19 protein-coding genes and 1 pseudogene are annotated in these 24,236 nt (G+C 62.9%); 13 read left to right on the forward strand and 7 right to left on the reverse strand.

Annotated features, from left to right (window positions below; all coding sequences use genetic code 11):
• Nucleotides 1-6: 6 nt before the first annotated feature.
• The 6 genes from tolB to ppk2 all read left to right on the forward strand — a co-directional run bounded on the left by tolB (nt 7) and on the right by ppk2 (nt 7,936).
• Nucleotides 7-1,311, forward strand: a complete 1,305-nt coding sequence (tolB, locus tag H0241_RS12510) for a Tol-Pal system beta propeller repeat protein TolB (RefSeq protein WP_181057786.1) — start codon at nt 7-9, stop codon at nt 1,309-1,311.
• 234 nt (nt 1,312-1,545) lie between these two features.
• Nucleotides 1,546-2,052, forward strand: a complete 507-nt coding sequence (gene pal / locus H0241_RS12515; RefSeq protein WP_181057788.1) for a peptidoglycan-associated lipoprotein Pal — start codon at nt 1,546-1,548, stop codon at nt 2,050-2,052.
• 213 nt (nt 2,053-2,265) lie between these two features.
• Complete coding sequence (gene ybgF / locus H0241_RS12520) at nt 2,266-3,348, forward strand: tol-pal system protein YbgF (RefSeq protein ID WP_181057790.1); 1,083 nt, start codon at nt 2,266-2,268, stop codon at nt 3,346-3,348.
• A gap of 52 nt (nt 3,349-3,400) precedes the next feature.
• Nucleotides 3,401-4,774, forward strand: coding sequence for a tRNA lysidine(34) synthetase TilS (gene tilS, locus H0241_RS12525; protein ID WP_181057797.1), 1,374 nt, complete (start codon nt 3,401-3,403; stop codon nt 4,772-4,774).
• A 123-nt stretch (nt 4,775-4,897) separates the two neighbouring features.
• On the forward strand, nt 4,898-6,823 hold the full coding sequence (gene ftsH / locus H0241_RS12530; protein ID WP_181057799.1) for an ATP-dependent zinc metalloprotease FtsH: 1,926 nt from the start codon (nt 4,898-4,900) through the stop codon (nt 6,821-6,823).
• A gap of 180 nt (nt 6,824-7,003) precedes the next feature.
• Nucleotides 7,004-7,936: a polyphosphate kinase 2 gene (ppk2, locus tag H0241_RS12535; protein ID WP_235984258.1), complete on the forward strand. Its 933-nt coding sequence runs from the start codon at nt 7,004-7,006 to the stop codon at nt 7,934-7,936.
• 72 nt (nt 7,937-8,008) lie between these two features.
• On the opposite strand, the gene H0241_RS12540 is transcribed toward ppk2, so the two are convergent.
• Both H0241_RS12540 and H0241_RS12545 read right to left on the reverse strand, forming a co-directional pair.
• On the reverse strand, nt 8,009-8,461 hold the full coding sequence (locus H0241_RS12540) for a hypothetical protein (protein ID WP_181057801.1): 453 nt from the start codon (nt 8,459-8,461) through the stop codon (nt 8,009-8,011).
• 239 nt (nt 8,462-8,700) lie between these two features.
• Complete coding sequence (locus tag H0241_RS12545; protein ID WP_181057803.1) at nt 8,701-9,702, reverse strand: hypothetical protein; 1,002 nt, start codon at nt 9,700-9,702, stop codon at nt 8,701-8,703.
• A 375-nt stretch (nt 9,703-10,077) separates the two neighbouring features.
• On the opposite strand from H0241_RS12545, the gene glmM reads away from it, so the two are divergent.
• From glmM to serA, 5 genes are all read left to right on the forward strand, one after another.
• Nucleotides 10,078-11,430, forward strand: coding sequence for a phosphoglucosamine mutase (glmM, locus tag H0241_RS12550; protein WP_181057805.1), 1,353 nt, complete (start codon nt 10,078-10,080; stop codon nt 11,428-11,430).
• Nucleotides 11,431-11,684: 254 nt separating this feature from the next.
• Nucleotides 11,685-12,539: an outer membrane protein gene (locus H0241_RS12555; RefSeq protein ID WP_181057807.1), complete on the forward strand. Its 855-nt coding sequence runs from the start codon at nt 11,685-11,687 to the stop codon at nt 12,537-12,539.
• A gap of 227 nt (nt 12,540-12,766) precedes the next feature.
• Nucleotides 12,767-13,540 (forward strand): outer membrane protein, encoded by a 774-nt coding sequence (locus tag H0241_RS12560; RefSeq protein WP_181057809.1) that lies wholly within the window; start codon nt 12,767-12,769, stop codon nt 13,538-13,540.
• Nucleotides 13,541-13,741: 201 nt separating this feature from the next.
• Nucleotides 13,742-14,917, forward strand: coding sequence for a phosphoserine transaminase (locus H0241_RS12565; protein ID WP_181057811.1), 1,176 nt, complete (start codon nt 13,742-13,744; stop codon nt 14,915-14,917).
• Nucleotides 14,918-14,976: 59 nt separating this feature from the next.
• Nucleotides 14,977-16,578 carry a phosphoglycerate dehydrogenase gene (serA, locus tag H0241_RS12570; protein WP_181057813.1) on the forward strand — a complete coding sequence of 534 codons (1,602 nt, stop codon included), beginning with the start codon at nt 14,977-14,979 and terminating at the stop codon, nt 16,576-16,578.
• A gap of 47 nt (nt 16,579-16,625) precedes the next feature.
• Here serA and H0241_RS12575 read toward each other — a convergent pair.
• Nucleotides 16,626-17,523, reverse strand: a pseudogene (locus tag H0241_RS12575) (DMT family transporter).
• Between the two features lie 209 nt (nt 17,524-17,732).
• On the opposite strand from H0241_RS12575, the gene H0241_RS12580 reads away from it, so the two are divergent.
• Both H0241_RS12580 and H0241_RS12585 read left to right on the forward strand, forming a co-directional pair.
• A complete protein-coding gene (locus tag H0241_RS12580; protein ID WP_181057815.1) occupies nt 17,733-19,031 on the forward strand; it encodes an adenylosuccinate synthase in 1,299 nt (432 codons plus the stop codon).
• 78 nt (nt 19,032-19,109) lie between these two features.
• Nucleotides 19,110-20,795: a hypothetical protein gene (locus H0241_RS12585; RefSeq protein ID WP_181057817.1), complete on the forward strand. Its 1,686-nt coding sequence runs from the start codon at nt 19,110-19,112 to the stop codon at nt 20,793-20,795.
• A gap of 28 nt (nt 20,796-20,823) precedes the next feature.
• On the opposite strand, the gene H0241_RS12590 is transcribed toward H0241_RS12585, so the two are convergent.
• The 4 genes from H0241_RS12590 to H0241_RS12605 form a co-directional block, all read right to left on the reverse strand.
• On the reverse strand, nt 20,824-21,123 hold the full coding sequence (locus tag H0241_RS12590; protein ID WP_181057820.1) for a CcdB family protein: 300 nt from the start codon (nt 21,121-21,123) through the stop codon (nt 20,824-20,826).
• Nucleotides 21,123-21,365, reverse strand: coding sequence for a type II toxin-antitoxin system CcdA family antitoxin (locus H0241_RS12595; protein WP_181057822.1), 243 nt, complete (start codon nt 21,363-21,365; stop codon nt 21,123-21,125). Before H0241_RS12595 ends, H0241_RS12590 begins: the two co-directional genes overlap by 1 nt.
• A gap of 233 nt (nt 21,366-21,598) precedes the next feature.
• A complete protein-coding gene (locus H0241_RS12600; RefSeq protein WP_181057824.1) occupies nt 21,599-23,419 on the reverse strand; it encodes an ABC-F family ATP-binding cassette domain-containing protein in 1,821 nt (606 codons plus the stop codon).
• A gap of 1 nt (nt 23,420) precedes the next feature.
• Nucleotides 23,421-24,080 carry a thiamine diphosphokinase gene (locus H0241_RS12605; protein WP_181057826.1) on the reverse strand — a complete coding sequence of 220 codons (660 nt, stop codon included), beginning with the start codon at nt 24,078-24,080 and terminating at the stop codon, nt 23,421-23,423.
• Nucleotides 24,081-24,236: the final 156 nt, after the last annotated feature.

Raw genomic sequence — 24,236 nt, forward strand, 5'->3', positions numbered from 1 at the left:
GAAGACATGAAATCCATCCTCAAGCCGCTCCTGACGATTGCAGCCATGGCGCTGGGCATGACTGCCGTTGCCACCTTGCCGGCGCGAGCTCTCGTCGAGATCAACGTCAACAAGGGCAATGTCGAACCGCTGCCGATCGCGATCACCGATTTTCAAGGTGAGATTGGCGCCCAGATATCCGATATCGTCAGCGCCGATCTGAAACGCTCCGGCCTGTTCGCACCGATAGACAAGAGCGCCTTCATCGAGAAGATCGCCAATCCGGATGCGCAGCCCCGCTTCGACGACTGGAAGGTGATCAATGCGCAGGCGCTGGTTACCGGCAGCGTCGGCAAGGAGGCGGACGGCCGCATCCGCGCCCAGTACCGGTTGTGGGACACTTTTGCCGGCCAGCAGATGTCCGGCGAACAGTTCTTCGCCAACGACGCCAACACCAGGCGCGTCGCCCACATCATCGCCGACGCGATCTATGAGCGGCTGACCGGCGAGAAAGGCTATTTCGACACCCGCGTCGTCTTCATCGACGAATCCGGGGCCAAGAATGCGCGCAAGAAACGGCTCGCCATCATGGACCAGGATGGCGCCAACGTCCGCTATCTCTCGGACGGCAAGTCGATCGTGCTGACGCCGCGTTTCTCGCCGAACCGGCAGGAAATCACTTACATGTCGTACGAAAGCGGCCAGCCGCGGGTCTATTTGCTGCAGATCGAGACCGGGCAGCGCGAACTTGTCGGCAATTTCCCCGGCATGACCTTTGCGCCACGCTTCTCGCCCGACGGCCAGAAGGTGATCATGAGCCTGCTGCGCGATGACGGCAATTCCAACATCTTCGCCATGGATCTGCGCAGCCGCTCCACGACGCGGCTCACCAATTCCACTGCCATCGACACTTCGCCGTCCTATTCACCCGACGGCAGCAAGGTGGTGTTCACCTCCGACCGTGGCGGCCGCGCGCAGATTTATGTGATGGGCGCCGACGGTTCGGGCCAGACCCGCATTTCCTTCGGCGACGGCGTTTATTCGACGCCGGTGTGGTCGCCGCGTGGCGATCTGGTCGCCTTCACCAAGCAGACGGGCGGTGAATTCCAGATCGGCGTCATGAAGACCGACGGCTCTGGCGAGCGCATCCTGTCGTCCGGCTTCCAGCAGGAGGGCCCGACCTGGGCGCCCAACGGGCGCGTGCTGATGTTCTTCCGCGACTCCGCCGGTGGACCGAAACTGGTTTCCGTCGATCTCACCGGCCGCAACGAGCAGCCAATCCCGACCGCAAACTTTGCCTCCGACCCGGCGTGGTCGCCGCTGCTCGAATAAGTTCGGCTGAATTGCCACACCTGCTGAAAAGGGGCCGTTTCGGCCCCTTTTTCATGCATTAGTCGCGTTTCGGCCGCATTTCCGCCTAGGGTCCGCGCCAACTGTGACCGTGGATTTGAAGGTCGTGGACGGGCGCCGAAACCAAATTTTAACCGTGTTTCTTGAATGCCGGTTAACCCAAACGTGGTTACTGGGTGATCAACGAAATCACTCGAAATACGAAGGAGAGGCGGCATGGGCCGTATCGCAGCACTTACCAGAAACCCGGCAATGATCGCCCTGATCGCGATGCTCGCCATCACCGGTTGCGCCTCGAAGAAAACCCCGAACAACGCTGCCGATCTCGGCCTCAATGGCGCGGGTGCCGCAACGCCCGGCTCGGCGCAGGACTTCACCGTCAACATAGGCGACCGCATCTTCTTCGACACCGACTCGACCTCGATCCGTGCCGACGCGCAGACGACGCTTTCGCGCCAGGCGCAGTGGCTCAACCAATACAAGCAGTATGCAATCGTCGTCGAAGGCCATGCCGACGAGCGCGGCACGCGTGAATACAATCTGGCGCTTGGCGCCCGCCGCGCCGCCGCCACGCGTGATTTCCTCGTCGCCAAGGGCGTTTCGGCAAGCCGCCTGAAGACGATTTCCTACGGCAAGGAACGTCCGGTTGCCGTCTGTGACGACATCTCCTGCTGGTCGCAGAATCGTCGCGCCGTCACCACGCTCTCCGGCGCCGGCTCCTGATAGGTAAGACTGCGACGAACTAGTCGCATAATTGCAACACCTCCATGCGAAAGGCGGCCAATGGCCGCCTTTTTCAGTTCCAGTCCCGGAAACAAAATTGGGAAACAAAATTTGGCCGAAGTCTCGCCTCCTGCTAAGAGCCGAGGGCGCCTGGCCGGTCCCATTGTGATTGGAAGGCGCGAACAGACTCACGAATTACACGGCGAGAGGCACATGCATTTCAGATCGGTCTTGAGCGGCACGCTTGCGCTGCTGCTCGTATCAGGCTTCGCGGCTACTGCGAGCGGCACCGGACAACCCGCTGATAGCGGCTTTTCCTTCCATCTGCCGACGCTCGGCATCTTCGGCAAGAAGGAGAAGCCGGAGCAGCAACAGATCGCGCAGCAGCAGGACGGTACCACCGCCGCCAGCCTCGAAGAACAGCTGCGGCAGATGAACGGCAAAATCGAGGAACTCAATTTCCAGGTCCTGCAGATGCAGGAGCAGATGCGCAAGCAGCAGGAAGACAATGAGTTCCGCTTCCAGCAGCTGGAAGGCGGCTCCAGCGGGCAGCCGCCGGCGCAGAAGAAATCGGAGGCCGCGCCGCAGGATGGCGATACCGACAACAGCGTCGCCGAGGCCCCGGCAGCGCAGGCGCCGGCCGATTCGGGTGCACAATCGGATGGCGGCCAGAGCGTCGGTGAAGTCATCGTCGAATCGCAGACCGGCGATCCCGGCAAGGTGATCACCGGCACTCCGCCGAAGACCTTCGGCACTATCACCGTCGACAAGAACGGCAATGTGATCGATGCCGGCGGCAACACGCAGGCGACCGCGCCGGCGGAAGCTGCGGCTCCTGCCGCCGAGGCGCCGGCGACCGGTCCCAAGACCGGCAAGTCCGACGGTACGGTGGTGGCGGCGTTGCCTGCCACCAACAATCCGGAAGAGATCTACCGCAACTCCTACCAGTTCATCTTGTCGGGCGATTACAGCACCGCCGAGCAGGGTTTTCGCGACCACATCGCCCGTTTCCCCAAGGATGCCAAGGCGGCGGATGCGCATTACTGGCTGGGTGAGTCGCTGCTTGGCCAGCAGAAGTACCACGACGCGGCCGAGGTTTTCCTCTCCGCCAGCAAGGACTATCCGAAGGCCAAGAAGGCGCCCGACATGCTCTTGAAGCTCGGCGTGTCGCTGGTCGGTCTCAAGCAGAAGGATGTCGCCTGCGCCACCTTCGGCGAGATCGGCAAGCGCTATCCCGATATTTCGGCGGCGCTCAAGGAGCGCGTCAAGCAGGAAAGGGCGCTGGCGGCGTGCTAGTCTTCCCCTTGCATGTCGGTGTCCGGGGACCATATTTGGGCGACATGCATTGATGCTCGATACCGAGCCTGACCTTTCGGACTTTTCAACGATCGACTTTACCAACGGCGCTGTTGCGGCCGTGTCCGGCGGCAGCGACTCGACCGCCCTCCTTCTTCTCCTCAAAGCTCACCTCGACCGCAGCGCCCCGACAGCCCGGCTGCTGGCGGTGACGATCGACCACGGCCTGCGTCCGGAAGCGGCGGTGGAAGCGCGCGCCGTGGCAAAGCTCTGCGCCGAGCGAGGCATCGCGCACCGCACAATTAGCTGGTCCGGCGCCAAGCCGTCGACCGGTCTGCCCGCCGCTGCGCGCGAGGCGCGCTACCGGCTGCTGGCCGAGGCCGCGCAGGCGCACGGCATCGGTGTGATCGTGACCGGCCACACCGCCGACGACCAGGCCGAGACCGTGCTGATGCGGCAGGCGCGGGGCGATGGACGAGAGCTTGCAGGCCGAGGCCTCGCCGGCATGGCGCCGGCCACGCTCTATGACTGGCGGATCTGGATCGCGCGGCCGCTGCTCGGCGTACGGCGCGCGGCATTGCGGGCCTTCCTGCGGCACGAGCATGTCGGCTGGGCGGAGGACCCGACCAACACAGATGCGCATTTCGAACGGCCGCGCATTCGTGCTGTGCTCGGCGAAGACCGGGGCGAGCAGCGTTTTGCCGAGGCGATCAGCCTGGCCGGACGGGCGGCCAGCGAGCGCGAGCAACTCGGACGCCGCGCCGCCGCGCTGATCCAGAAATTTGCCAGCCAGCCAGCACCGGGTCTCATCCGTCTCGATCCCGGTTTCGCCAACGCAGACGACACGCAAGCTGCGGTCTATGCGCTGCGTGTTCTGCTGGCGGCGACGGGCGGCGTCGCCTTGTTGCCGCACCAGGAGCGTAGCGAAGCGCTGTTCGCGCAAATGCGGGCCGGACCACTTTGCGCCACATTGTCGCGGACGGTCGTCGATACTAGGCGCACCGGCATCTTCCTGCACCGTGAGTCACGCGACCTGCCGCCTGCCGCACCGTTGGCTGCCGGGCTCTGGGACGGCCGCAGGCGGGTTACCGAAGCAGAGGCGATCACATTGGACGACAGTTCTGGTGCATTGTTGATCGCGCCGCTCGGCGCGGCTGCCGCCGCCAAACGGAGTGCCGGGATTGGCGCGCCAGCAAGCCTTGTGCGCGCCGCCCTGGCTGCGGAACCGGCGCTGTGGCGCGGTAGCGAATGCCTTGGTTTTGCAGGGGATGCAACGACGGCAGCGGCAATCGCTGTCAGCCCCGCCGTCGCGCCTTTTGCACGCTTCCTGCCCAGCTTCGATCTGGTGCTGGCCGGGGCCGTCGCCGAACTGACCGGAGCGCCGCCCGTCCCCGCCTTGCCTTCCGGCCGCCACAGTGCCGGTTGATGGTGGCGCGAAAGCTTAACCCAGACGTGCTGTTATGCTTGGCAAGGGGAGGCGCTCTCCCTATGTTAGGCCCAAGTTTCCTCTCATGACGCGTGCCCCCACCGGGTACCAACGGGACAATTGATGAATCCGAATTATCGCAATCTCGCGCTCTGGGCGATCATAGCGGTCCTCCTCATCGCTCTCTTCAATCTGTTCCAGACGCCGCAGACGCGAGGAGCCTCGACCGACGTGCCCTACTCGCAGTTCCTGCAGGAGGTTGCGGCCGGCCGGGTCAAGACGGTGACTATCGCCGGCGACCGCATCATGGGCACCTACACCGACAACGCCAACGGCTTTCAGACCTATTCGCCTGGCGATCCGCAGCTGGTCTCGCGGCTTCAAGACAAGAACGTCGTCATCAATGCGCGTCCTGAATCGGACGGTTCCACCTCGCTGTTCAGCTATCTCATCTCCTACCTGCCGATGATCCTGATCCTCGGCGTGTGGATATTCTTCATGCGCCAGATGCAGTCCGGCTCCGGGCGTGCCATGGGCTTCGGCAAGTCGAAGGCCAAACTTCTGACCGAGGCGCATGGCCGTGTCACCTTCCAGGACGTCGCCGGCGTCGACGAGGCGAAGGAAGATCTGGAAGAGATCGTCGAGTTCCTGCGCGATCCGCAGAAGTTCCAGCGCCTGGGTGGCAAGATCCCGCGCGGCGTACTGCTCGTCGGCCCTCCCGGCACCGGCAAGACGCTGCTCGCCCGCTCGGTTGCCGGCGAAGCTAATGTGCCCTTCTTCACCATTTCGGGTTCTGACTTCGTCGAAATGTTCGTCGGCGTCGGCGCAAGCCGTGTCCGCGACATGTTCGACCAGGCCAAGAAGAACGCGCCTTGCATCATCTTCATCGACGAAATCGATGCCGTCGGCCGCCATCGCGGCGCCGGTCTCGGTGGCGGCAATGACGAGCGCGAGCAGACGCTGAACCAGCTGCTGGTCGAGATGGACGGCTTCGAATCCAATGAGAGCATCATCCTGATCGCCGCCACCAACCGTCCCGACGTGCTTGATCCGGCGCTGTTGCGTCCGGGTCGTTTCGACCGCCAGGTGGTGGTGCCGAACCCCGACATCGTCGGCCGCGAGAAGATCCTCAAGGTGCATGTGCGCAACGTGCCGCTGGCGCCCAATGTCGACCTCAAGGTGGTCGCGCGTGGCACGCCGGGTTTCTCCGGCGCCGATCTGATGAACCTGGTCAACGAATCCGCGCTGATGGCGGCGCGCCGCAACAAGCGCCTCGTCACCATGGCAGAATTCGAGGATGCCAAGGACAAGATCATGATGGGCGCCGAGCGCCGCTCGTCGGCCATGACCCAGGCCGAAAAGGAGCTCACCGCTTACCACGAGGCCGGCCACGCCATCCTGGCGCTCAACGTTCCGTCCGCCGACCCGCTGCACAAGGCAACCATCATCCCGCGCGGCCGTGCGCTCGGCATGGTCATGCAGCTGCCGGAAGGCGACCGCTATTCGATGAGTTACAAATACATGGTCTCGCGGCTCGCCATCATGATGGGTGGCCGCGTCGCCGAGGAGTTCAAGTTCGGCAAGGAGAACATCACTTCGGGCGCTTCCTCCGACATCGAGCAGGCGACCAAGCTGGCGCGCGCCATGGTCACGCGCTGGGGCTTCTCGGACAAGCTTGGCCATGTCGCCTATGGCGACAACCAGGAAGAGGTCTTCCTCGGCCATTCGGTGGCGCGCACGCAGAATATCTCGGAAGAGACCGCGCAGATCATCGATGCCGAAGTGCGCCGTCTGATCGACGAGGCCTATGTCTCGGCCAAGTCCATCCTGACCAAAAAGAAGAAGGAATGGATCACGCTGGCGCAGGGCCTGCTCGAATACGAGACGCTTTCAGGCGAGGAGATCAAGCAGCTGATCGCCGGGCAGAAGCCCGCGCGAGATCTGGGGGATGATACCCCCACGAGCCGTGGCTCAGCCGTGCCGAAGTCCGGTCGCCGCAAGAAGGGCCCGGAGCCCGAAGGCGGCATGGAGCCTCAGCCATCGAGCTAGGATCCGACCAGGACAGGTTCTAAAAAACGCCGCGGCTCAACCGCGGCGTTCTTTTTTGGGCAAGACATTTCGTTCGGGCAGACGTTGCAGCCATTGGCTTGACTCCCCTCGCAGTCGGTATTGAATCGATTAGCCGGCTGCCGTCGGATCAACCGGCGCGGCTGCGTGGGAGGTGTGATCATGGGCAAGAGGAACAAGCAGGCCAGAAATGCGTCGGTCGGAGGCGATATCCATCTCGACGCGGTCGAGGGCGAGGCAAAGGAAGCAGCCTGGAAAATGCCGAACGGCGATGCCGGTGGGCGGGGCAAGAAAAAGAAGAAGAAGGCAAAGCAGGCCAAGGCCGATAAACCCTACCGTTATGTCGACGAACTGGTCCGGCTGCAGTTTGAACTGATCAAGCTGCAGGATTGGGTGCAGAAGGAAGGGCTGAAGGTCGTCGTGATCTTCGAAGGCCGCGACGCGGCCGGCAAGGGCGGTGTCATCAAGCGCATCACCGAAAGCCTCAATCCGCGCGTCTGCCGGGTCGTGGCACTGGGCACGCCGACCGAACGCGAACGCAGTCAGTGGTATTTCCAGCGCTACGTGTCTCACCTGCCCGGCAGGGGCGAGATCGTGCTGTTCGACCGCTCCTGGTACAACCGTGCCGGTGTCGAGCGCGTCATGGGCTTCTGCACCGACGCGGAGTACAGCGAATTCCTGCGCTCTTGCCCGCTGTTCGAGGAGATGCTGATCAAGTCCGGTATCATCCTGGTCAAATACTGGTTCTCGGTTGGCGACGACGAACAGGAACGCCGGTTCAAGGAGCGTATCGACAATCCGATCAAGCGCTGGAAGCTGTCGCCCATGGACCTGAAGTCGCGCGAACACTGGGTCGAGTATTCGCGGGCCAAGGACATGATGCAGAAATTCACCGACACCGATCAGTCGCCCTGGAACATTGTCGATGCCGACAACAAGAAGAAGGCGCGGCTCAATTGCATCAGCCATCTGCTGACGCGGATTCCGTACAAGGAAATCCGTCCGGCGAAGATAAAGCTCAGCCCGCGTCAGAAGGACGACGGTTATGTCCGGCCGCCCAAGACCAGCCAGCACTGGGTGCCAACCGTCTACTGATCCTGCACAAAGAAAAACCCCGCGAACCTGGACAGGTCTGCGGGGTCCTTTATCAGCTCGAAGCTTGGGAAATCAGCTCTTCAGCTTGGCGTTGCAGAGGCTGTAATAGCCGCCGCCCTTCTGGATCCAGCGAAGGCCGTTCAACGTACCTGCGTCCTTGTTGCCGTGGTAACCCTGCAGGCAGGTCTTCATCCGCGCCTTCGCTGGCTTTTCGGTCTTGAACTCGGCGGCGAGGGTGGTCGGGAATGTCACGCCCGCCGGCGCTACAGCGGGGGCGACCGCCGCGCTGGTTTCCTTCTTCGGCTGCGGCTCGGTTTTGACCGCATCCGTGCTGGCACTCTCCGCAGCTGACGTCGCGCACTTCTCCGCGCGGAAAGCGTTCCAATCCATGCCGTTCAGAGTGCCGCCTTCCTTGGCTGTGCGATACGCCTCGCCGCATTCCTTCATCGTCAGTGCGCTTGCAGGGGCGACGCTCCAAGCAACCCATGCCGTCACAGCCAATGCCACCAATTTCAATCTGGACATAAGACCCTCCTGGTTGACAAAAGTTCGATGTCCTTTTGTATACTGTTTGTTCCGTATATGTTCAACTGGAATCTTTGCAAAGCACCGACAAGTCTGGCGGCGGCAGTGTGGGCGAATAGATGATGCCGACAGCTTCCGCGATATGTAGACGCGAGCAAAGCCTGATGTCTTCGAGCGCAACAAAAAGGCCCGAGCATGCTGCGATGCGCGGGCCTTGTCTGGAGAATATGGCTGCGCGATCAGCTCTTCAGCTTGGCATTACAGAGGCTGTAGAAGCCGCCGCCCTTCTGGATCCACTTCAGGCCGTTCAGTGCATTGGCGTCCTTGAGAGCATAGTACTGCTCGAGGCAGGTATGCATGCGGGCCTTGCCGGGGGTTTCGCTGGCATATTTCTTGGAGATCGCGGTCGGGAACTTCACGCCCTTGGGAGCAACGACGGTCGGGGCTTCCGGATCGGCCTTGTAGCTCGCCTCGCTCGGGGCCGGCACGGTGTCGTCGTCATCGGCGCCAGCGCCGCATTCGGCCTTGCGGAAGTCGTTCCACTTCTTGCCGCCCAGCGTGTTGGCAGACTTGGCCGCCTGATACTTGGCGCTGCAATCGGCCATGCTCAGGCCCTTGCCGCTGCTGTCGGAAGCAGCCTTGGTCGTTGCCTTGGCCGGTTGTACGGCCGCGGATGCGCCGGCGGCGCATTCGGTCTTGCGGAAGTCGTTCCATTTCGCGCCGTTGAGCGTGCCAGCAGCTTTGGCGGCCTGGTACTTGGCGCTGCATTCCTTTGATGTCAGGCCCTTGGCGCCATCGTCGGCTGCAGCTGCTGCCTTGGTCGTGGCCTTGGCGGGTGCTGCCTCAGCCGTGGCGCCGGCGGCGCATTCGGTCTTGCGGAAGTCGTTCCACTTCGCGCCGTTGAGCGTGCCGGCGGCCTTTGCCGCCTGGTATTTGGCGCTGCATTCCTTGGCCGTCAGGCCCTTGGCGCCGTCGTCGGCGGCAGCGGCGGCCTTGGTCGTGTCCGCCTTGGTCGCGGCGGCCTTCTTGGCCGGCTTGGCGGTTTCGGTGGTGGCGGCGGCGTCGGTGCCGCATTCGGCCTTGCGGAACTGGTTCCAGGTCTGTCCGTTCAGCGTGCCGCCGTCCTTGGCGGCATTATACTTGGTACTGCACTCGGCCATGGTCAGCGCGTTGGCAGGCGCCGCCATGAACAAGGTTGCGACGGCAAGACCCGTCAAGGTTGCAAGTTTATGGATGAGCATGGCGTTTCTCCCGTTGCTGCCGCCGCCGATGGTGTCCCTTTGGTGAATCAATAGCTCTCAACGCTAGGCTGCGCCAGATGCTAACCCGCACCGATACCCCCGGAAAGCGCGTGCTCTCGACAAGGTGATGAAATCATTGCGATCTGCGGCCTCAAACAGCAGGGTTTGCCCGGATCAAACTGCGCCGAGCGGTCCAGTGTGACTGGTATATTGCGGCGAGACCGTGTCATCGTGCTACGCAGCGAACGGACCTAGACAGCCCGCTACAATGATTTTCTAAGAATTCGTAATATACAATCACACAATGTGATCGTAAGGCCCGCCCAATTGTGGCATTAGAAGCCGGCTGAAAAACCGACGGGGATTCTGGCTAACATGGCAGGACGATATTTCGGCACCGACGGCATTCGTGGGCGCGCCAACAAATTTCCGATGACGGCTGAGATCGCGATGAGGGTCGGCATGGCCGCCGGCCTGTCGTTCCAGCGCGGCAACCACCGCCACCGCGTCGTGCTCGGCAAGGACACGCGGCTGTCCGGCTATATGATCGAGAATGCGATGGTGGCCGGCCTTTGTGCCGCCGGCATGGATGTGTTCCTGCTCGGCCCGATTCCGACGCCGGCGGTCGCCATGCTGGTGCGGTCGCTGCGCGCCGATATCGGCGTCATGATCTCGGCCTCGCACAATCCGTATTTCGATAACGGCATCAAGCTGTTTGGGCCTGACGGCTACAAGCTCTCCGACGAGATCGAGGAGCGCATCGAGAGCATGCTCGACAAGGACATCGAGCTGGCGCTCGCCGATTCCGACGGGCTTGGCCGCGCCAAGCGCGTCGACGGCGTGCATGACCGCTACATCGAATTCGCCAAGCGCACGCTGCCGCGCTCGATGTCGCTGTCGGGTCTCAGGATCGTCGTTGATTGCGCCAATGGCGCCGCCTACAAGGTGGCGCCAGCCGCCCTTTGGGAACTGGGCGCCGAGGTCATTGCCATCAATGTCGAGCCGAACGGCTTCAACATCAACAAGGAATGCGGCTCGACCCATCCGGCCGGCCTGCAGAAGAAGGTGCATGAAGTGCGCGCCGACATCGGCATCGCGCTCGATGGCGATGCCGACCGCGTCGTCATCGTCGACGAGAACGGCACGATCGTCGACGGCGACCAGATCATGGCGCTGATTGCCGAGTCCTGGCATCAGAGCGGGCGGCTCGCCGGCGGCGGCGTCGTCTCGACGGTGATGTCCAATCTCGGCCTCGAACGCTTCCTCGGCGACATGAAGCTGCAGCTGCACCGCACCAAGGTCGGCGACCGCTATGTCGTCGAGCACATGCGCGCGCATGGGCTGAATGTCGGCGGCGAGCAATCGGGCCACATCGTGCTGTCCGATTTCTCGACCACGGGCGACGGGCTTGTCTCGGCGCTGCAGGTGCTGGCCTGCATCAAGCGGCAGAACCGCCCGGTCAGCGAATTGTCGAAGAAGTTCGAGCCGGTGCCGCAGCTGTTGAAGAATGTCCGCATCGCCGGCGGCAAGCCGCTCGAGGAAGCCCCGGTCAAGGCCGCGATCGAAGATGCGCGCAACCGTCTCGGCAAGGCCGGGCGACTGGTCATCCGGCCCTCCGGCACCGAGCCGCTGATCCGCGTCATGGCCGAGGGCGACGACCCGCACCTGGTCGAAGCCGTGGTCAACGACATCGTCGACATCATTTCGGAAACGCGCAGCGCCGCCTGATCGCGACGTTTCCTGCGGTAGGCGCGAACTGCCGGCTCGAAGACCTCAAGGCCCGCCCTCCAGGCGGGCTTTTTTGTTTCGGCCTGGGTGGTCCCAGCGTCATGCAGACAGATACTGTTTGCTAAAATGTCGATAATTCGTGGTTAACCGACAGGGTTAAACGCCTTTTAACTTTTGCAATTCATTATCCACAACTGAGGTCAATCATATTCGGGCGGGTTGGACTTTCCCGACGGTTCTCAGGGGTGACAAGCATGTTCAATACAGCAAAAATGGCTCTCCTTGCCGCGCTGTTCGCAGGCGTGGCCGGGTCGGCATTCGCTGCCGATCTGGCGGAGCCGCCGGTGGTCAAGGAAGCGCCGCCTCCGGTTGCCTATGAGCAGCCGGCCGATTTCGGCGGCTGGTACATCCGCGGCGACATCGACTATCACTGGTCGAGGTTCGGTGGTGCCGACTACACCACTTACAGCGCCACGCCGCCCCAGATTCGCGGCAGCTTCGGCAGCAGCAGTCTGAAGAGCGCCTTTTCGGCCGGCGCCGGTGTCGGCTACCAGATCAACCAGCATTTCCGCACCGATCTGACGGGCGACTGGATGTTCGGTTCGAAGTTCCGCGGCTCGACCAGCGGCTTCTGTAACACGCCTGCTCCCAACACACCTTGCGTGTCGACCGACAGTTCGTCCTACTCGGCCCTGCTGCTCCTTGCCAACGCCTACATCGACATCGGTACCTGGCATGGCGTGACGCCTTATGTCGGCGCCGGCATCGGCGGCGCCTGGGTCAAGTGGGATACGTTGCACAACAGCGACGCCGACGGCGACTTCTTCCACCGCGGTGGCAAGGGCTGGCGCTTCGCCTATGCCCTCATGGCCGGCGCCTCCTACTGCCTGACCGACCGGGTCAAGCTCGATGTCGGCTACCGCTACAGTCACATCAATGGCGGCAAGATGTTCGACTACGACACCATCAGCAATGTCGGCCCGGGCTACGACCATGGCATCAATGTCCACGAAGTGCGCGGCGGCCTGCGCTACCAGTTCGGCCGGTCGGACTGCGCCCCGCCGCCGGAGCCCTACGTTCCCGAGCCGGAGCCGATCTACACCAAGTAGTCGCTTCGAAATCCAGGAATTCGCGAACCGCCCGGTCATGCCGGGCGGTTTTCGTTTGCCGGTTGCGGTGGATTTCACCGGCCGCGTGCGCTGAAGAAAGCCTATCGAAATCAAATCGGTAACGCCGCATTATCCTTAACCCGCACTTAACCACTATGGTTAACAATGCCTACTGAAACGGCGCTTGCAATCAAGTGACGCGCGCCAATTTCAGGAGCCGGGGACCCATGAATTTCAAATCGCTGACAGCGCCTGCGCTCGCCGCACTCGTGCTTGCTCCGCTGACGCCGGCACAGGCCGCAGACTACGATCCGCCGGTCTATGTCGATCAGGCGCCGGACTATCAACCGGTCGAGGTTGGTTCTGGCTGGTATCTGCGCGGCGACGTCTCTTATCTGGCGCAGAAGAGTTACCAGGATCAGGATTTCACCTTCGCGCCGGCGAGCTTCAGCGAAAAGCAGGATCCCGCCTTTGCCAGCATCGGCTTCGGTTATCATTTCAACGACTATCTGCGCGCCGATATCAATCTCGGCTATCTGCCGGGCAACAAGGTTGGCATCCACTACGACGACACCGCGAGCGTGATACCGCCGGCCACGGCAACGGTAGCGTCGGCATCCCTGGAGAATTATTCCCTGTCGGGAATGGTCAATGGCTATGTCGATCTTGGCACTTATGTCGGGATCACGCCCTATGTGGGCGCCGGCATCGGGCTGGTCCGGAGCAAATACAAGCTGTCGGCGAGTTACTTCACCGACAATCTCGACGCTACGGATGATTTCGTCCGGAACGACAACAAGACCCAGTATGCCTTCGCCTACACGCTGGATGCGGGCCTGGCCTACCAGGTGACCAAGAATGTCTCCGTCGACCTCGGCTATCAGTACTTTTCCGCGCCGGATGCTGAATATGTCACGGCAGAGAGCCTGACCTCCTATCCGATCCGCAAGGGCATCAGCAATCATCAGGTCAAGCTCGGGTTGCGCTACGACCTCTGGTAGGCTGGTTACAGATACGAAACCTGACGGCGGATCTCTTCGATCCGCCGTTTGCGTTTCGGCTCACGACATCCTGATCGCGGATTACGTGTATCTTGTCAGCGACAAGAACTTTCCTCTTGACGCCTGATGGCTGAACGCATATCGCCGTCCGTGGGCCACCCCTCCCCAACGAGGGGCCACTATCTGGAAGGATAGACCACGATGACGACGCATACGAAGCCCGGACTCCGTCCGGCAAATCCCAATTTTTCCTCAGGTCCCTGCGCAAAACGCCCCGGCTGGTCGGTCGAGGCGCTGAAGAATGCTGCGCTCGGCCGTTCCCACCGCGCCAAGATCGGCAAGACCAAGCTCGAACAGGCGATCGAGCTGACGCGGGAAATTCTCCAGGTCCCTGCGGATTATCGCATCGGCATCGTGCCGGCGTCGGACACAGGCGCCGTCGAGATGGCGCTGTGGTCGCTGCTCGGCGAGCGCGGCGTCGACATGGTCGCCTGGGAAAGCTTTGGCTCCGGCTGGGTCACCGATGTCGTGAAGCAGTTGAAGCTCGCCGATGTCCGCAAAATCGAAGCCGGCTATGGCGAGCTGCCTGATCTCACCAAGATCGATTTCGACCGCGACGTGGTTTTCACCTGGAACGGAACGACCTCGGGCGTGCGCGCGCCGAATGGCGATTTCATTCCGGCCGATCGCAAGGGCCTGACGATCTGCGACGCGACATCGGCCGCCTTCGCGCAGAGGCTCGATTTCCAGAAGCTGGATGTCGTCACCTTCTCCTGGCAGAAAGTGCTGGGCGGCGAGGGCGCGCACGGCATGCTGATCCTCAGTCCGCGCGCAGTCGAGCGGCTTGAAACCTACAAGCCGGCTTGGCCGCTGCCAAAGGTCTTCCGCCTGACCTCGGGCGGCAAGCTGATCGAAGGCATCTTCAAAGGCGAGACCATCAACACGCCGTCGATGCTGTGCGTCGAGGACTATCTCGACGCGCTTCAGTGGGCGAAGTCGATCGGCGGGCTCGATGCGCTGATCGCTAGAGCGGATGCCAATGCCGCCGTGCTCGACGGTTTTGTCGACAGATCCTCATGGCTCGGCCATCTCGCAGTCGATGCGGCGACACGGTCCAACACGTCCGTGTGCCTGTCCTTCACCGACCAGCAAGTTGCGGCGCTCGACGCCGACGGACAGGCGGCTTTTGCGAAGGCGATCGTCTCAGTGCTCGACAAGGAAGGCGTCGCCTACGACATCGGCTCCTACCGCGACGCACCGTCCGGCCTGCGCATCTGGTGCGGCGCGACCGTCGAGACGTCCGATCTCGAAGCGCTGCTGCCCTGGCTCGACTGGGCCTTCGCCACGCAGAAGGCGTCGCTGAAGGCCGCGGCCTGAGATTGCATGGCGGCCTGCGGGCCGCCATTTCCCCGACAATCCATTTGAAGGAGGCCGCCATGGCGCCCCGCGTTCTCGTTTCCGACAAACTCTCCACTACCGCCGTGCAGATATTCAAGGACCGCGGCATCGAGGTCGACTATTTGCCCGATCTCGGCAAGGACAAGGAAAAGCTGCTCGAAGTCATCGACCAGTATGATGGCCTTGCCATCCGTTCGGCCACCAAGGTCACGGAAAAGCTGATCAACGCCGCGACAAAACTCAAGGTCGTCGGCCGCGCCGGCATCGGTGTCGACAATGTCGACATCCCGGCGGCAAGCCGCAAGGGCATCATCGTGATGAACACGCCCTTCGGCAATTCGATCACCACGGCCGAGCATGCGGTGGCGATGATCTTCGCGCTCGCCCGCCAGATTCCGGAGGCCAACGCCTCCACCCATGCCGGCAAATGGGAAAAGAACCGCTTCATGGGCATCGAGATCACCGGCAAGACGCTGGGTGTCATCGGCTGCGGTAACATCGGGTCGATCGTCGCCACGCGCGGCGTCGGCCTGAAGATGCATGTCATTGCCTTCGACCCGTTCCTGTCGGACAGCCGCGCCGAGGAGCTCGGCGTCGAAAAAGTCGAGCTCGACGAGCTGTTCGCGCGCGCCGACTTCATCACCTTACATACGCCGCTGACCGACAAGACGCGCAACATTATCGACGCCGCCGCGATCGCCAAGATGAAGACCGGCGTGCGCATCATCAACTGCGCGCGCGGCGGGCTGATCGTCGAGGCCGATCTGGTCGCGGCGCTGAAGAGCGGCAAGGTGGCAGGCGCCGGCATCGACGTGTTCGAGATCGAACCGGCGGAGAACCACGAATTGTTCGGCATGGAGAATGTCGTGGCGACGCCTCATCTCGGCGCTTCGACCACCGAAGCGCAGGAGAATGTCGCGCTGCATGTCGCAGAGCAGATGTCGGACTACCTGATCAAGGGTGCCATTTCCAACGCCATCAACATGCCGTCGATCACCGCCGAGGAAGCGCCGCGGCTGAAGCCTTTCGTCAAGCTGGCCGAAGTGCTCGGCGCCTTCGTCGGCCAGGTCACCGAGGATCCGATCAAGGAGGTCGAGATCCTGTTCGACGGCTCGACCGCGACAATGAATACGCGCGCGCTGATCAGTGCGACGCTCGCCGGACTGATCCGGCCGCAGGTCTCCGACGTCAACATGGTCTCGGCGCCGATCATGGTGAAGGAGCGCGGCATCATCGTCGCCGAGGTCAAGCGCGACAAGTCGGGCGTGTTCGACGGCTACATCAAGCTGACGGTCAAGACCGAGCACATGACGCGCTCGATCGCGGGCACCTGCTTCTCCGACGGCAAGCCGCGCTTCATCCAGATCAAGGGCATCAATCTCGACGCCGAGGTCGGCCAGCACATGCTCTACACAACCAATGCCGATGCGCCCGGCATTATCGGCCTGCTCGGCACGGTGTGCGGCGAGAACGGCGTCAACATCGCCAACTTCCAGCTGGGACGTAACCGACCAGGCGGCGATGCGATTGCGCTGCTCTATCTCGATGCGCCGTTTCCGGAAAATGTGCTGGAACAGGTCAAGGCGCACAAGTCGATCGACTCGGCCAAACGGCTGCAGTTCGACGTCAACGCGATGTGATCCTGACCTTGGGATTGAGGGGCGCGCCTTTGTCCGCGCCTTTTCGTTCAGACCGGCTGCAAGTCCGCTATTTTGCGTCCGCTATATTCGGCGAGCGAAATGCCGCCCAGCACAAGGACGAGTGCCAGTGCCTGGTAGAGCTGGAATGTCTCGCCGACAATCAGCACTGAAAGCAGAGTGCCGAAGATCGGCACCAGGTTGATGAACAGGCTGGCGCGGTTGGCGCCGATCAGTTCGTTGCCCTTGATGTAGAGGATCTGCGAGATGACCGGGGCGCCGATCGCGGTATAGACGATGACCACCCAGCCGCTGATATCGGGGACGATGACCTTGCCGGCCGCGACCTCCCACAGGAAGAAGGGCAGCGAGGTGATGAGTGCCGCGACCGCCAGAGACAACATCAGGCTCTGCCAGCGCATCACCGGCTTCAGCCGCAGCCCGAGCGAATAACCGCTGCAGAGGATGACGGCGACCAGCATGATGGCGTCGCCGAAATTGAGTTCCAATGTGAGCAGCCGGCGCGGATCGCCGTGGCAGGCAGTCAAGATAACGCCGAAGATGGTCAGCACTACGCCCGCAATCTGCGCCCAACTCACGCGCAGGCGGAAGAAGATGAAATTGGCAACGATGATCAGGACCGGCATCGCCGCCTGTTCGATCGAGACATTGATTGCCGTCGTATAGTTGAGCGCTGTGTAGAAAATGGTGTTGAACAGGGTGAAGCCGCTGGCCCCAGTGCAGCCAGGACGAGCCAGTGTTTGCGCACCACCGGCCAGTCCTCCTTGATCGTGCGCCAGCCGATCGGCAGCAGGATCGCAACCGCCAGCACCCAGCGCAGGAAGACCAGCGTCATCGGCGAGACATGGTCGACCGCCAGCTTGCCGGCGACGGAATTGCCGCCCCACAGGTGGTAACCAGCAGGAACAGATAGGCGCGTCGATGCATTGCAGGATTCCGGCCGCCGGAGGTGCGATGTTTGCCGGCCTAAGGCCCCCGCCGGCCCAAGTAAATGATGTCAAAGCCGAAAATTGTTGTGCCTCAGGGCGTTTTCGGCGGCAAAGAAAGGTCGCACTTGCGAGGTCTTGACGCTATAGAGGCCTGTCGTTTCGAACCATATCCAGGCCGCCAGGGCGGCATCTCAAGGGAAATGAAACATGGCCAATGTGGTGGTCGTCGGCTCGCAATGGGGCGACGAAGGCAAGGGCAAGATCGTCGACTGGTTGTCGGAGCGCGCCGACGTGGTCGTGCGCTTTCAGGGCGGCCACAATGCCGGCCATACGCTGGTCGTCGACGGCAAGGTCTACAAACTGTCGCTGCTGCCGTCGGGCGTGGTGCGGCAAGGCAAGCTGTCGATCATCGGCAATGGCGTCGTCTTCGACCCGCACGCCTTTGTCGCCGAAGTGGCGAAACTCAAGGCGCAAGGCGTCGAGGTGACGCCGGACCGCCTGAAAATAGCCGAAAACACCGCGCTTATCCTGTCGCTGCACCGGGAGCTGGACGGATTCCGCGAGGATGCCGCCTCCAATTCCGGGACGAAAATTGGCACGACCCGTCGTGGCATCGGCCCTGCCTATGAGGACAAGGTGGGCCGGCGCGCGGTCAGGGTGATGGATCTGGCGGATTTGGAAACGCTTCCCCTCAAGGTCGACAGGCTGCTGACGCATCACAATGCGCTGCGTCGCGGGCTTGGCCATGGCGAAGTCACGCATGAGGCGATCATGACCGAGCTGACCTCGGTTGCCGATGAGATCCTGCCCTATATGGACCGCGTCTGGAAAATCCTCGACGACAAGCGCCGCGCCGGCGAGCGCATCCTGTTCGAGGGTGCGCAAGGCACGCTGCTCGACATCGACCACGGCACTTATCCGTTCGTCACCTCGTCCAACACAGTCGCCGGCCAAGCCGCCGCCGGCTCAGGCGTCGGCCCGGGCGCCATCGGCTATGTGCTGGGCATCACCAAGGCTTATACGACACGTGTCGGCGAAGGCCCGTTCCCGACCGAGCAGAAGAACGAAATCGGCGAATTCCTTGGCACGCGCGGCCACGAATTCGGAGTCGTCACCGGGCGCAAGCGCCGTTGCGGCTGGTTCGACGCCGTGCTTGTGCGCCAAGCCGTCGCCGTCAACGGCATCAAGGGCATCGCGCTGACCAAGCTCGACGTGCTCGATGGGCTGGATGAGATCAAGGTCTGCACGGGTTACCGGCTCGACGGCGAGATGATCGACTATCTGCCGGCCAGCCAGGGTGCGCAGGCGCGCGTCGAAGCGGTCTACGAGACGCTCGAAGGCTGGAAAGGCACCACCGCCGGCGCGCGCAGCTGGAACGACCTTCCGGCGCAGGCCGTCAAATATGTCCGTTACATCGAGGAGCTCATCGGCGCACCCGTCGCGCTCCTTTCCACCAGCCCGGAACGGGACGACACAATACTTGTGACCGATCCGTTTCAAGACTAGTTTCTGAAGCCTTTCCGGGGCATCGCGGCCGATTTGCGGGGGCCGGCCCGGGGGAACAAAATACAGGTCGACTGAAGCATGGCAGATTTCGTTGCTATTCTGAAAAAGGCGCTCGACAAGCACGGCGACGAGACGCCCGAAAAGCGTACGCGCATCTATGACAGCGTTCGTACCATGCTGGCGAAGAAGCTTGCGGAGTATTCGCCGCCGCTGGCCACCGAAGCCATAACCACGCAGAAGCGATCCCTGGAAGACGCTATCGCAAGTGTCGAGCGGGACTATGCCAAAGCGATGCCCGCCTCCGATCCGCTGGCGGAATTGGAACACATTTTTTCCTCCATCGACCGTAACAAGAACCAGCCCAGTCATGTAAAGCCGTCCACCACGCCTGCATCGGCACCCGCGCCGGCATGGCAGCCGGCGAAACCCGTGCAGCCGGCGCCGGTTGCCCGGACGGAGCCGAGCTGGCAGCGGCCCGCGCCGACACCGCCGCCGCCTGCGGCGCGCGCAGAAACCACCCAAGCCGCGGAGATGGACGTCGACGACGATAGCGCCGACGTGTTTGCCAACAACGAGCAGCAGGCCGCTGACACATTCCAGCGCCTGCGCCCGGCCGAGCGCAAGCGCAGCTATGGCGGGCTGATCGCCGCTATCATCGCGCTGCTGGTGGTCGCGGGCGGCGGCTACGGTATTTGGCTGAACAAGGATGCGTTTGGCTCGATGTTCGGTCTTGGCGACACCAAGACAGTTTCGACCGAACCGCTGGTCAAGCCGGCGCCGGCCAAGCCCGCGGCTGACGCCCCGGCACCGGCTGCTGCCGGCGAGGGAACGAAATTCACGCAGCGGCTGACGCCCGAAGGCAGTGAGACCGACCCAGGTCCGGCAGCCGGCCAAAGCGGCATTGGCGAGGGCGAATCCGTCGCCGCGCTGACCACGCCACCGCCACCGGCTCCAGCCCCTGCTGCGGCTCCGCCCCCTGCTGCGGCGCCAGCGCCTGCGACCCCGCCGCCCGGCGACACCGCAGCCACGGCGGCGCCTGCCACGCCGGCGCCTGACGCTTCCGCCACGCCACCGGCAACGCCGCCAGCCGATGGCGCCGCACCGCCGGCCAATGGGGCAGCACCGGCTGATGCCGCTGCCACCCCGCCGGCGCCCGCGACCGGGACGCCACCGGCAGCACCGACGGCCGCCGCTCCCGAGCCGACCGTTGCGGTCGGCCAGAAGGCAATCTTCTACGAGGAACGCACCTCGACCGCGCAGGGCTCGGCCGAGCCTGGCAGCATCGTCTGGTCGCTGGTGCAGGAATCGCCCGGCGGCGACCTGCCGCCGGAACCGGCGATCCGCGCCGAGGCGACCATTCCCGGCAAGGACATCCAGCTGCGCATGACCATCCGCCGCAACACCGACCAGACGCTGCCGGCCAGCCACATTATCGAGATGATCTTCCTGACTCCCGAGGGCTTTGACGGCGGTGGGGTCGACAACATCTTGCGCGTCGCCATGAAGAGCTCCGAGCAGGATGCCGGCAGTCCGCTGATCGGCATCCCGGCCAAGATCGCCGACGGCTTCTTCCTGGTGGCGCTCAACGACACCAAGGCCGATGAGGACGCCAATCTCACCTTGCTCAGGGGACAGGACTGGATCGATGTGCCGGTGGTCTACAAGACCGGACGCCGGGCGCTGCTGACCATGGAAAAGGGCATTCCCGGCGAGAAGGTGTTCGACGAGGCGCTGAAGGCCTGGCAGGCGAAGACGGCGGGCTGAGGTGGGCCGCTACAGCGGCTACCATCGCTCAGAAGCCTTGAAACAGCATGTCGAGCGCGGCGACGATGTCGTCGTGATGTTTCGTCAGGTTCAGCCGGCTTTCACCCAATTCGCTTGCGGGAACAGTAGCAATCAGGTGTGTGGCCATAACCAGCTTGCGGCCGTTGATCTCGAAGATCGGATGAAGCTTTCGCATCGGCGGCGGGACTGCTGTGACCGGGAGTAGCGGGACGACTACCCGCGTCTTGAAATTGTCGAGCAGGTCGGATTGAACGTCGAGCAAATAGTTGCCTTCGCTGCGGGCAGCAAAGACATCGTAGCGGGCCATCAGAACTGCCGGTACTCTTCCAGCGGGATGCCGGCCTTGTCGATATAGTCGTTCCACGCATCCATAGTGGCGCGGTTCTCAAGCTTCCATAGCCGCGTTTTTTCAGCCGCCACCGCCTCCGCTATACCGGCCTCAGCGGCGCGCGAGACATTCACATCGAGCCCCTTGGCCTCTCTCATGAGGTTCGAATCGATCGACAGGTTTGCTGGCTGACGGATCGCATTCAAGGCAATCTTACGCATAATGGCCTCCGCAACATGCGCATAATGTATGCGCATCTCGGCATAGGGGCAATGGTCAAGCGACAACTGCGAACGAGTCGGCCCTACGCTATGGCACCCAGCCCTTCGGGCGTTCAATCCCTTCGAAAGGTCCACTGGACCTTTCGATCGCCCGAAGGCGAATCGGGCCTTCACCGTTCGTCGCTTCAATCGACAAATCGTTGTCGATTGATCGGTCTACGGCCGAACGTTCCTCACCCTTCCATTTCTTCCCGCAGCATTTCCAGTTCCAGCCACTCTTCCTCGAGCGCCGCAAGGGTGACGCGCTCCTTGTCGAGGGCGGCGATGGTCTTTTGGAACGAGGCCGGATCGCGCTCGTAGTAGGCGGGATCGGCGATGTTGTTTTCAAGCCGCGAGATCGAGGCCGTCACCGCCTCGATTTTCTTGGGCAATGATTCCAGTGCGAATTTCTGCTTGAACGACAGTTTCTTCGCCGGTGCTTTCGGCGCCGCCGACTCACTCTTGCCGACTGGCGGCGTCTCACCATTCTCGGCCTTAGCCCGCGCCTTGCGGTCGTCGAGCCGGGTGCCGCCGCGCTGCGCCAGCATGTCGGAATAGCCGCCGGCATATTCGATCCAGCGGCCATCGCCATCCGGCGCGATGATGCTGGTCACGGTACGGTCGAGGAAGTCGCGGTCGTGGCTTACCAGGATGACGGTGCCGGCAAAACCGGCGACCAGTTCCTGCAACAGTTCCAGCGTCTCCATGTCGAGATCGTTGGTCGGCTCATCAAGCACCAGAAGGTTCGCCGGCCGCGCCAGAACGCGGGCCAGAAGCAGCCGCGCCCGCTCGCCGCCTGAAAGTTCGCGCACCGGGGTACGTGCCTGTTCCGGCTTGAACAGGAAATCCTTCATGTAGGAAACGACATGGCGCTGCTCGCCATTGATGACGAGGTTTTCGCCGCGCCCGTCGGTGAGATATTGCGCCAGCGTCTCGGCCGGGTCGACCGACTCGCGCTTCTGGTCGAGCGTGGCGATCTCCAGATTGGTGCCGAGCCGCACCGAACCGGCGTCGGGCTTCATCTCGCCGGTCAGCATCTTCAACAGCGTCGTCTTGCCGGCGCCATTCGGCCCGACCAGGCCGACGCGATCGCCGCGCTGGATGCGGGTCGAAAACCCTTTGACCACGGTAAGGTCGTCAAAGCTCTTTTCGATGTTCTTGGCCTCGATCACCAGCTTGCCGGATTCGGCGGCGTCGCTGGCCACCATGGTGGCCGAACCTTCGGCGCCGCGATGGCCGCGAAAACGCTGACGCATCGTCTGCAATTCGCCGAGGCGGCGCATGTTGCGCTTGCGCCGCGCCGTCACGCCATAGCGCAGCCAGTGCTCCTCGCGCACGATCTGCCGGCCGAGCTTGTGCTGCTCGCGCTCTTCCTCTTCCAGCACAAGGTCGCGCCATTCCTCGAAATGGCCAAAGCCCTTGTCGAGGCGACGGGTCTGGCCGCGGTCGAGCCAGACGGTTGCGCGCGAGACGCGCTCAAGGAAGCGACGGTCGTGCGAGATGACGATCAGCGCCGACGAGGTGCGGACAAGCTCCTCTTCCAGCCATTCGATGACCGACAGATCGAGATGGTTCGTCGGCTCATCAAGCAGCAATATGTCGGGCTCGGGCGCCATGACACGGGCGAGAGCGGCACGTCGCGCCTCGCCGCCGGAGAGGTCGTTGGGGTTCTCCGTGCCGGTGAGGCCGAGATGCTCCATCAGATATGTGGCACGGTACGGGTCGTCGGCCGGCCCGAGTCCCGCCTCGACATAGGCACGGACATTGGCAAAGCCGTCCATGTCGGGCATTTGCGGGAGATAACGCACCGTCGCCGAAGGCTGGCGGAAGACTTCGCCGTCCTGCGGCTCGATCAGCCCGACGGCGATCTTGAGCAGCGTCGACTTGCCGGAGCCGTTGCGGCCGACCAGTGCGATCTTGTCGCCGGCGGATGCCGTGAGTTCGGCACCGTCGAGCAGTGGTGTACCGCCGAAGGTCAGTTTTATCCCGTCGAGGTTGAGAAGAGGCGGGGCCATGTCAGCTTTCAGGCAAGGGATAGGGATGAGCGAGCAGCAGCGCGCGGCCATGACCGAGCGCTATTTCGAGCCGGCCCCCGGTTTTCTGTGACTTGACCTCGTTGGAGATGGTCAGCGACGAGCCGAAGGCAACCTCGACATGGTCGAGCGGCCATTTGGCGCCGGTCACGGTGAGGCCCGAAAGATCGGAGAAGCCGAGCACGGAAAAGAGCGTGCCATCGGCATAGTCGAAGCCGGCCTTGCCGGGCAAAAGGGGAACACCCTCCTGCGCGCCGCTGGTCAACAGCACTTTTGTGCCGGCCTCGGCCAGCCGCAGGCTGAGCGCCAGGTGCAGATACGCATGGTCGGCGCGCTTGCCGCCGAAAGCGCCGGCCAGCACCAGGCTGGTGGCGCCACGCTCCAACGCCGCTGCGATCGCCAGCTCGCCATCGGTTTTGTCCTTTTCGGGCGGAAATACCTGGCGCGGCACGGCGGCGAGATCGGCGGGCAGGTCCGCCGGCACGGAATCGAAGTCGCCCACCCAAAGCTCCGGCATCAGGCCGAGCATCCGGGCATGGCCGATGCCGGCGTCGGCGGCGATGACGCGCGTGCTTTCGACCTGGCGGTCGAGCCGCGGCGTGCGGACGAGATCGCCGCCAAGCAGGATGGTGAATGTGCTCATATCCGGTGGCCCTTACCAGCCCTGCCGGCGAAACGGAAGGCCGAGCCCCACCGCCGCTAGATCAGGATGACGTTTGGTTGAATCGTCATCCTGATATGGCTCCTTTTTTGGAGCATGATCTCCGGACAAAACGGTTCCCGTTTGTCCGAGAAAACC

The organism is Mesorhizobium neociceri, assembly GCF_013520985.1.
Taxonomy (GTDB): Bacteria; Pseudomonadota; Alphaproteobacteria; order Rhizobiales; family Rhizobiaceae; genus Mesorhizobium; species Mesorhizobium neociceri.

What these genes read in the sequence shown, in the direction of transcription:
- ftsH (WP_181057799.1), top strand. Translation starts at nt 4,898, where the DNA reads ATGAATCCGAATTATCGCAATCTCGCGCTCTGGGCGATCATAGCGGTC.
- glmM (WP_181057805.1), top strand. Translation starts at nt 10,078, where the DNA reads ATGGCAGGACGATATTTCGGCACCGACGGCATTCGTGGGCGCGCCAAC.
- H0241_RS12545 (WP_181057803.1), bottom strand. Translation starts at nt 9,702, where the DNA reads ATGCTCATCCATAAACTTGCAACCTTGACGGGTCTTGCCGTCGCAACC.
- ppk2 (WP_235984258.1), top strand. Translation starts at nt 7,004, where the DNA reads ATGGGCAAGAGGAACAAGCAGGCCAGAAATGCGTCGGTCGGAGGCGAT.
- H0241_RS12585 (WP_181057817.1), top strand. Translation starts at nt 19,110, where the DNA reads ATGGCAGATTTCGTTGCTATTCTGAAAAAGGCGCTCGACAAGCACGGC.
- serA (WP_181057813.1), top strand. Translation starts at nt 14,977, where the DNA reads ATGGCGCCCCGCGTTCTCGTTTCCGACAAACTCTCCACTACCGCCGTG.
- H0241_RS12555 (WP_181057807.1), top strand. Translation starts at nt 11,685, where the DNA reads ATGTTCAATACAGCAAAAATGGCTCTCCTTGCCGCGCTGTTCGCAGGC.
- H0241_RS12565 (WP_181057811.1), top strand. Translation starts at nt 13,742, where the DNA reads ATGACGACGCATACGAAGCCCGGACTCCGTCCGGCAAATCCCAATTTT.
- H0241_RS12540 (WP_181057801.1), bottom strand. Translation starts at nt 8,461, where the DNA reads ATGTCCAGATTGAAATTGGTGGCATTGGCTGTGACGGCATGGGTTGCT.
- H0241_RS12595 (WP_181057822.1), bottom strand. Translation starts at nt 21,365, where the DNA reads ATGCGTAAGATTGCCTTGAATGCGATCCGTCAGCCAGCAAACCTGTCG.
- H0241_RS12600 (WP_181057824.1), bottom strand. Translation starts at nt 23,419, where the DNA reads ATGGCCCCGCCTCTTCTCAACCTCGACGGGATAAAACTGACCTTCGGC.
- tilS (WP_181057797.1), top strand. Translation starts at nt 3,401, where the DNA reads ATGCTCGATACCGAGCCTGACCTTTCGGACTTTTCAACGATCGACTTT.
- H0241_RS12605 (WP_181057826.1), bottom strand. Translation starts at nt 24,080, where the DNA reads ATGAGCACATTCACCATCCTGCTTGGCGGCGATCTCGTCCGCACGCCG.
- H0241_RS12580 (WP_181057815.1), top strand. Translation starts at nt 17,733, where the DNA reads ATGGCCAATGTGGTGGTCGTCGGCTCGCAATGGGGCGACGAAGGCAAG.
- tolB (WP_181057786.1), top strand. Translation starts at nt 7, where the DNA reads ATGAAATCCATCCTCAAGCCGCTCCTGACGATTGCAGCCATGGCGCTG.
- ybgF (WP_181057790.1), top strand. Translation starts at nt 2,266, where the DNA reads ATGCATTTCAGATCGGTCTTGAGCGGCACGCTTGCGCTGCTGCTCGTA.
- pal (WP_181057788.1), top strand. Translation starts at nt 1,546, where the DNA reads ATGGGCCGTATCGCAGCACTTACCAGAAACCCGGCAATGATCGCCCTG.
- H0241_RS12590 (WP_181057820.1), bottom strand. Translation starts at nt 21,123, where the DNA reads ATGGCCCGCTACGATGTCTTTGCTGCCCGCAGCGAAGGCAACTATTTG.
- H0241_RS12560 (WP_181057809.1), top strand. Translation starts at nt 12,767, where the DNA reads ATGAATTTCAAATCGCTGACAGCGCCTGCGCTCGCCGCACTCGTGCTT.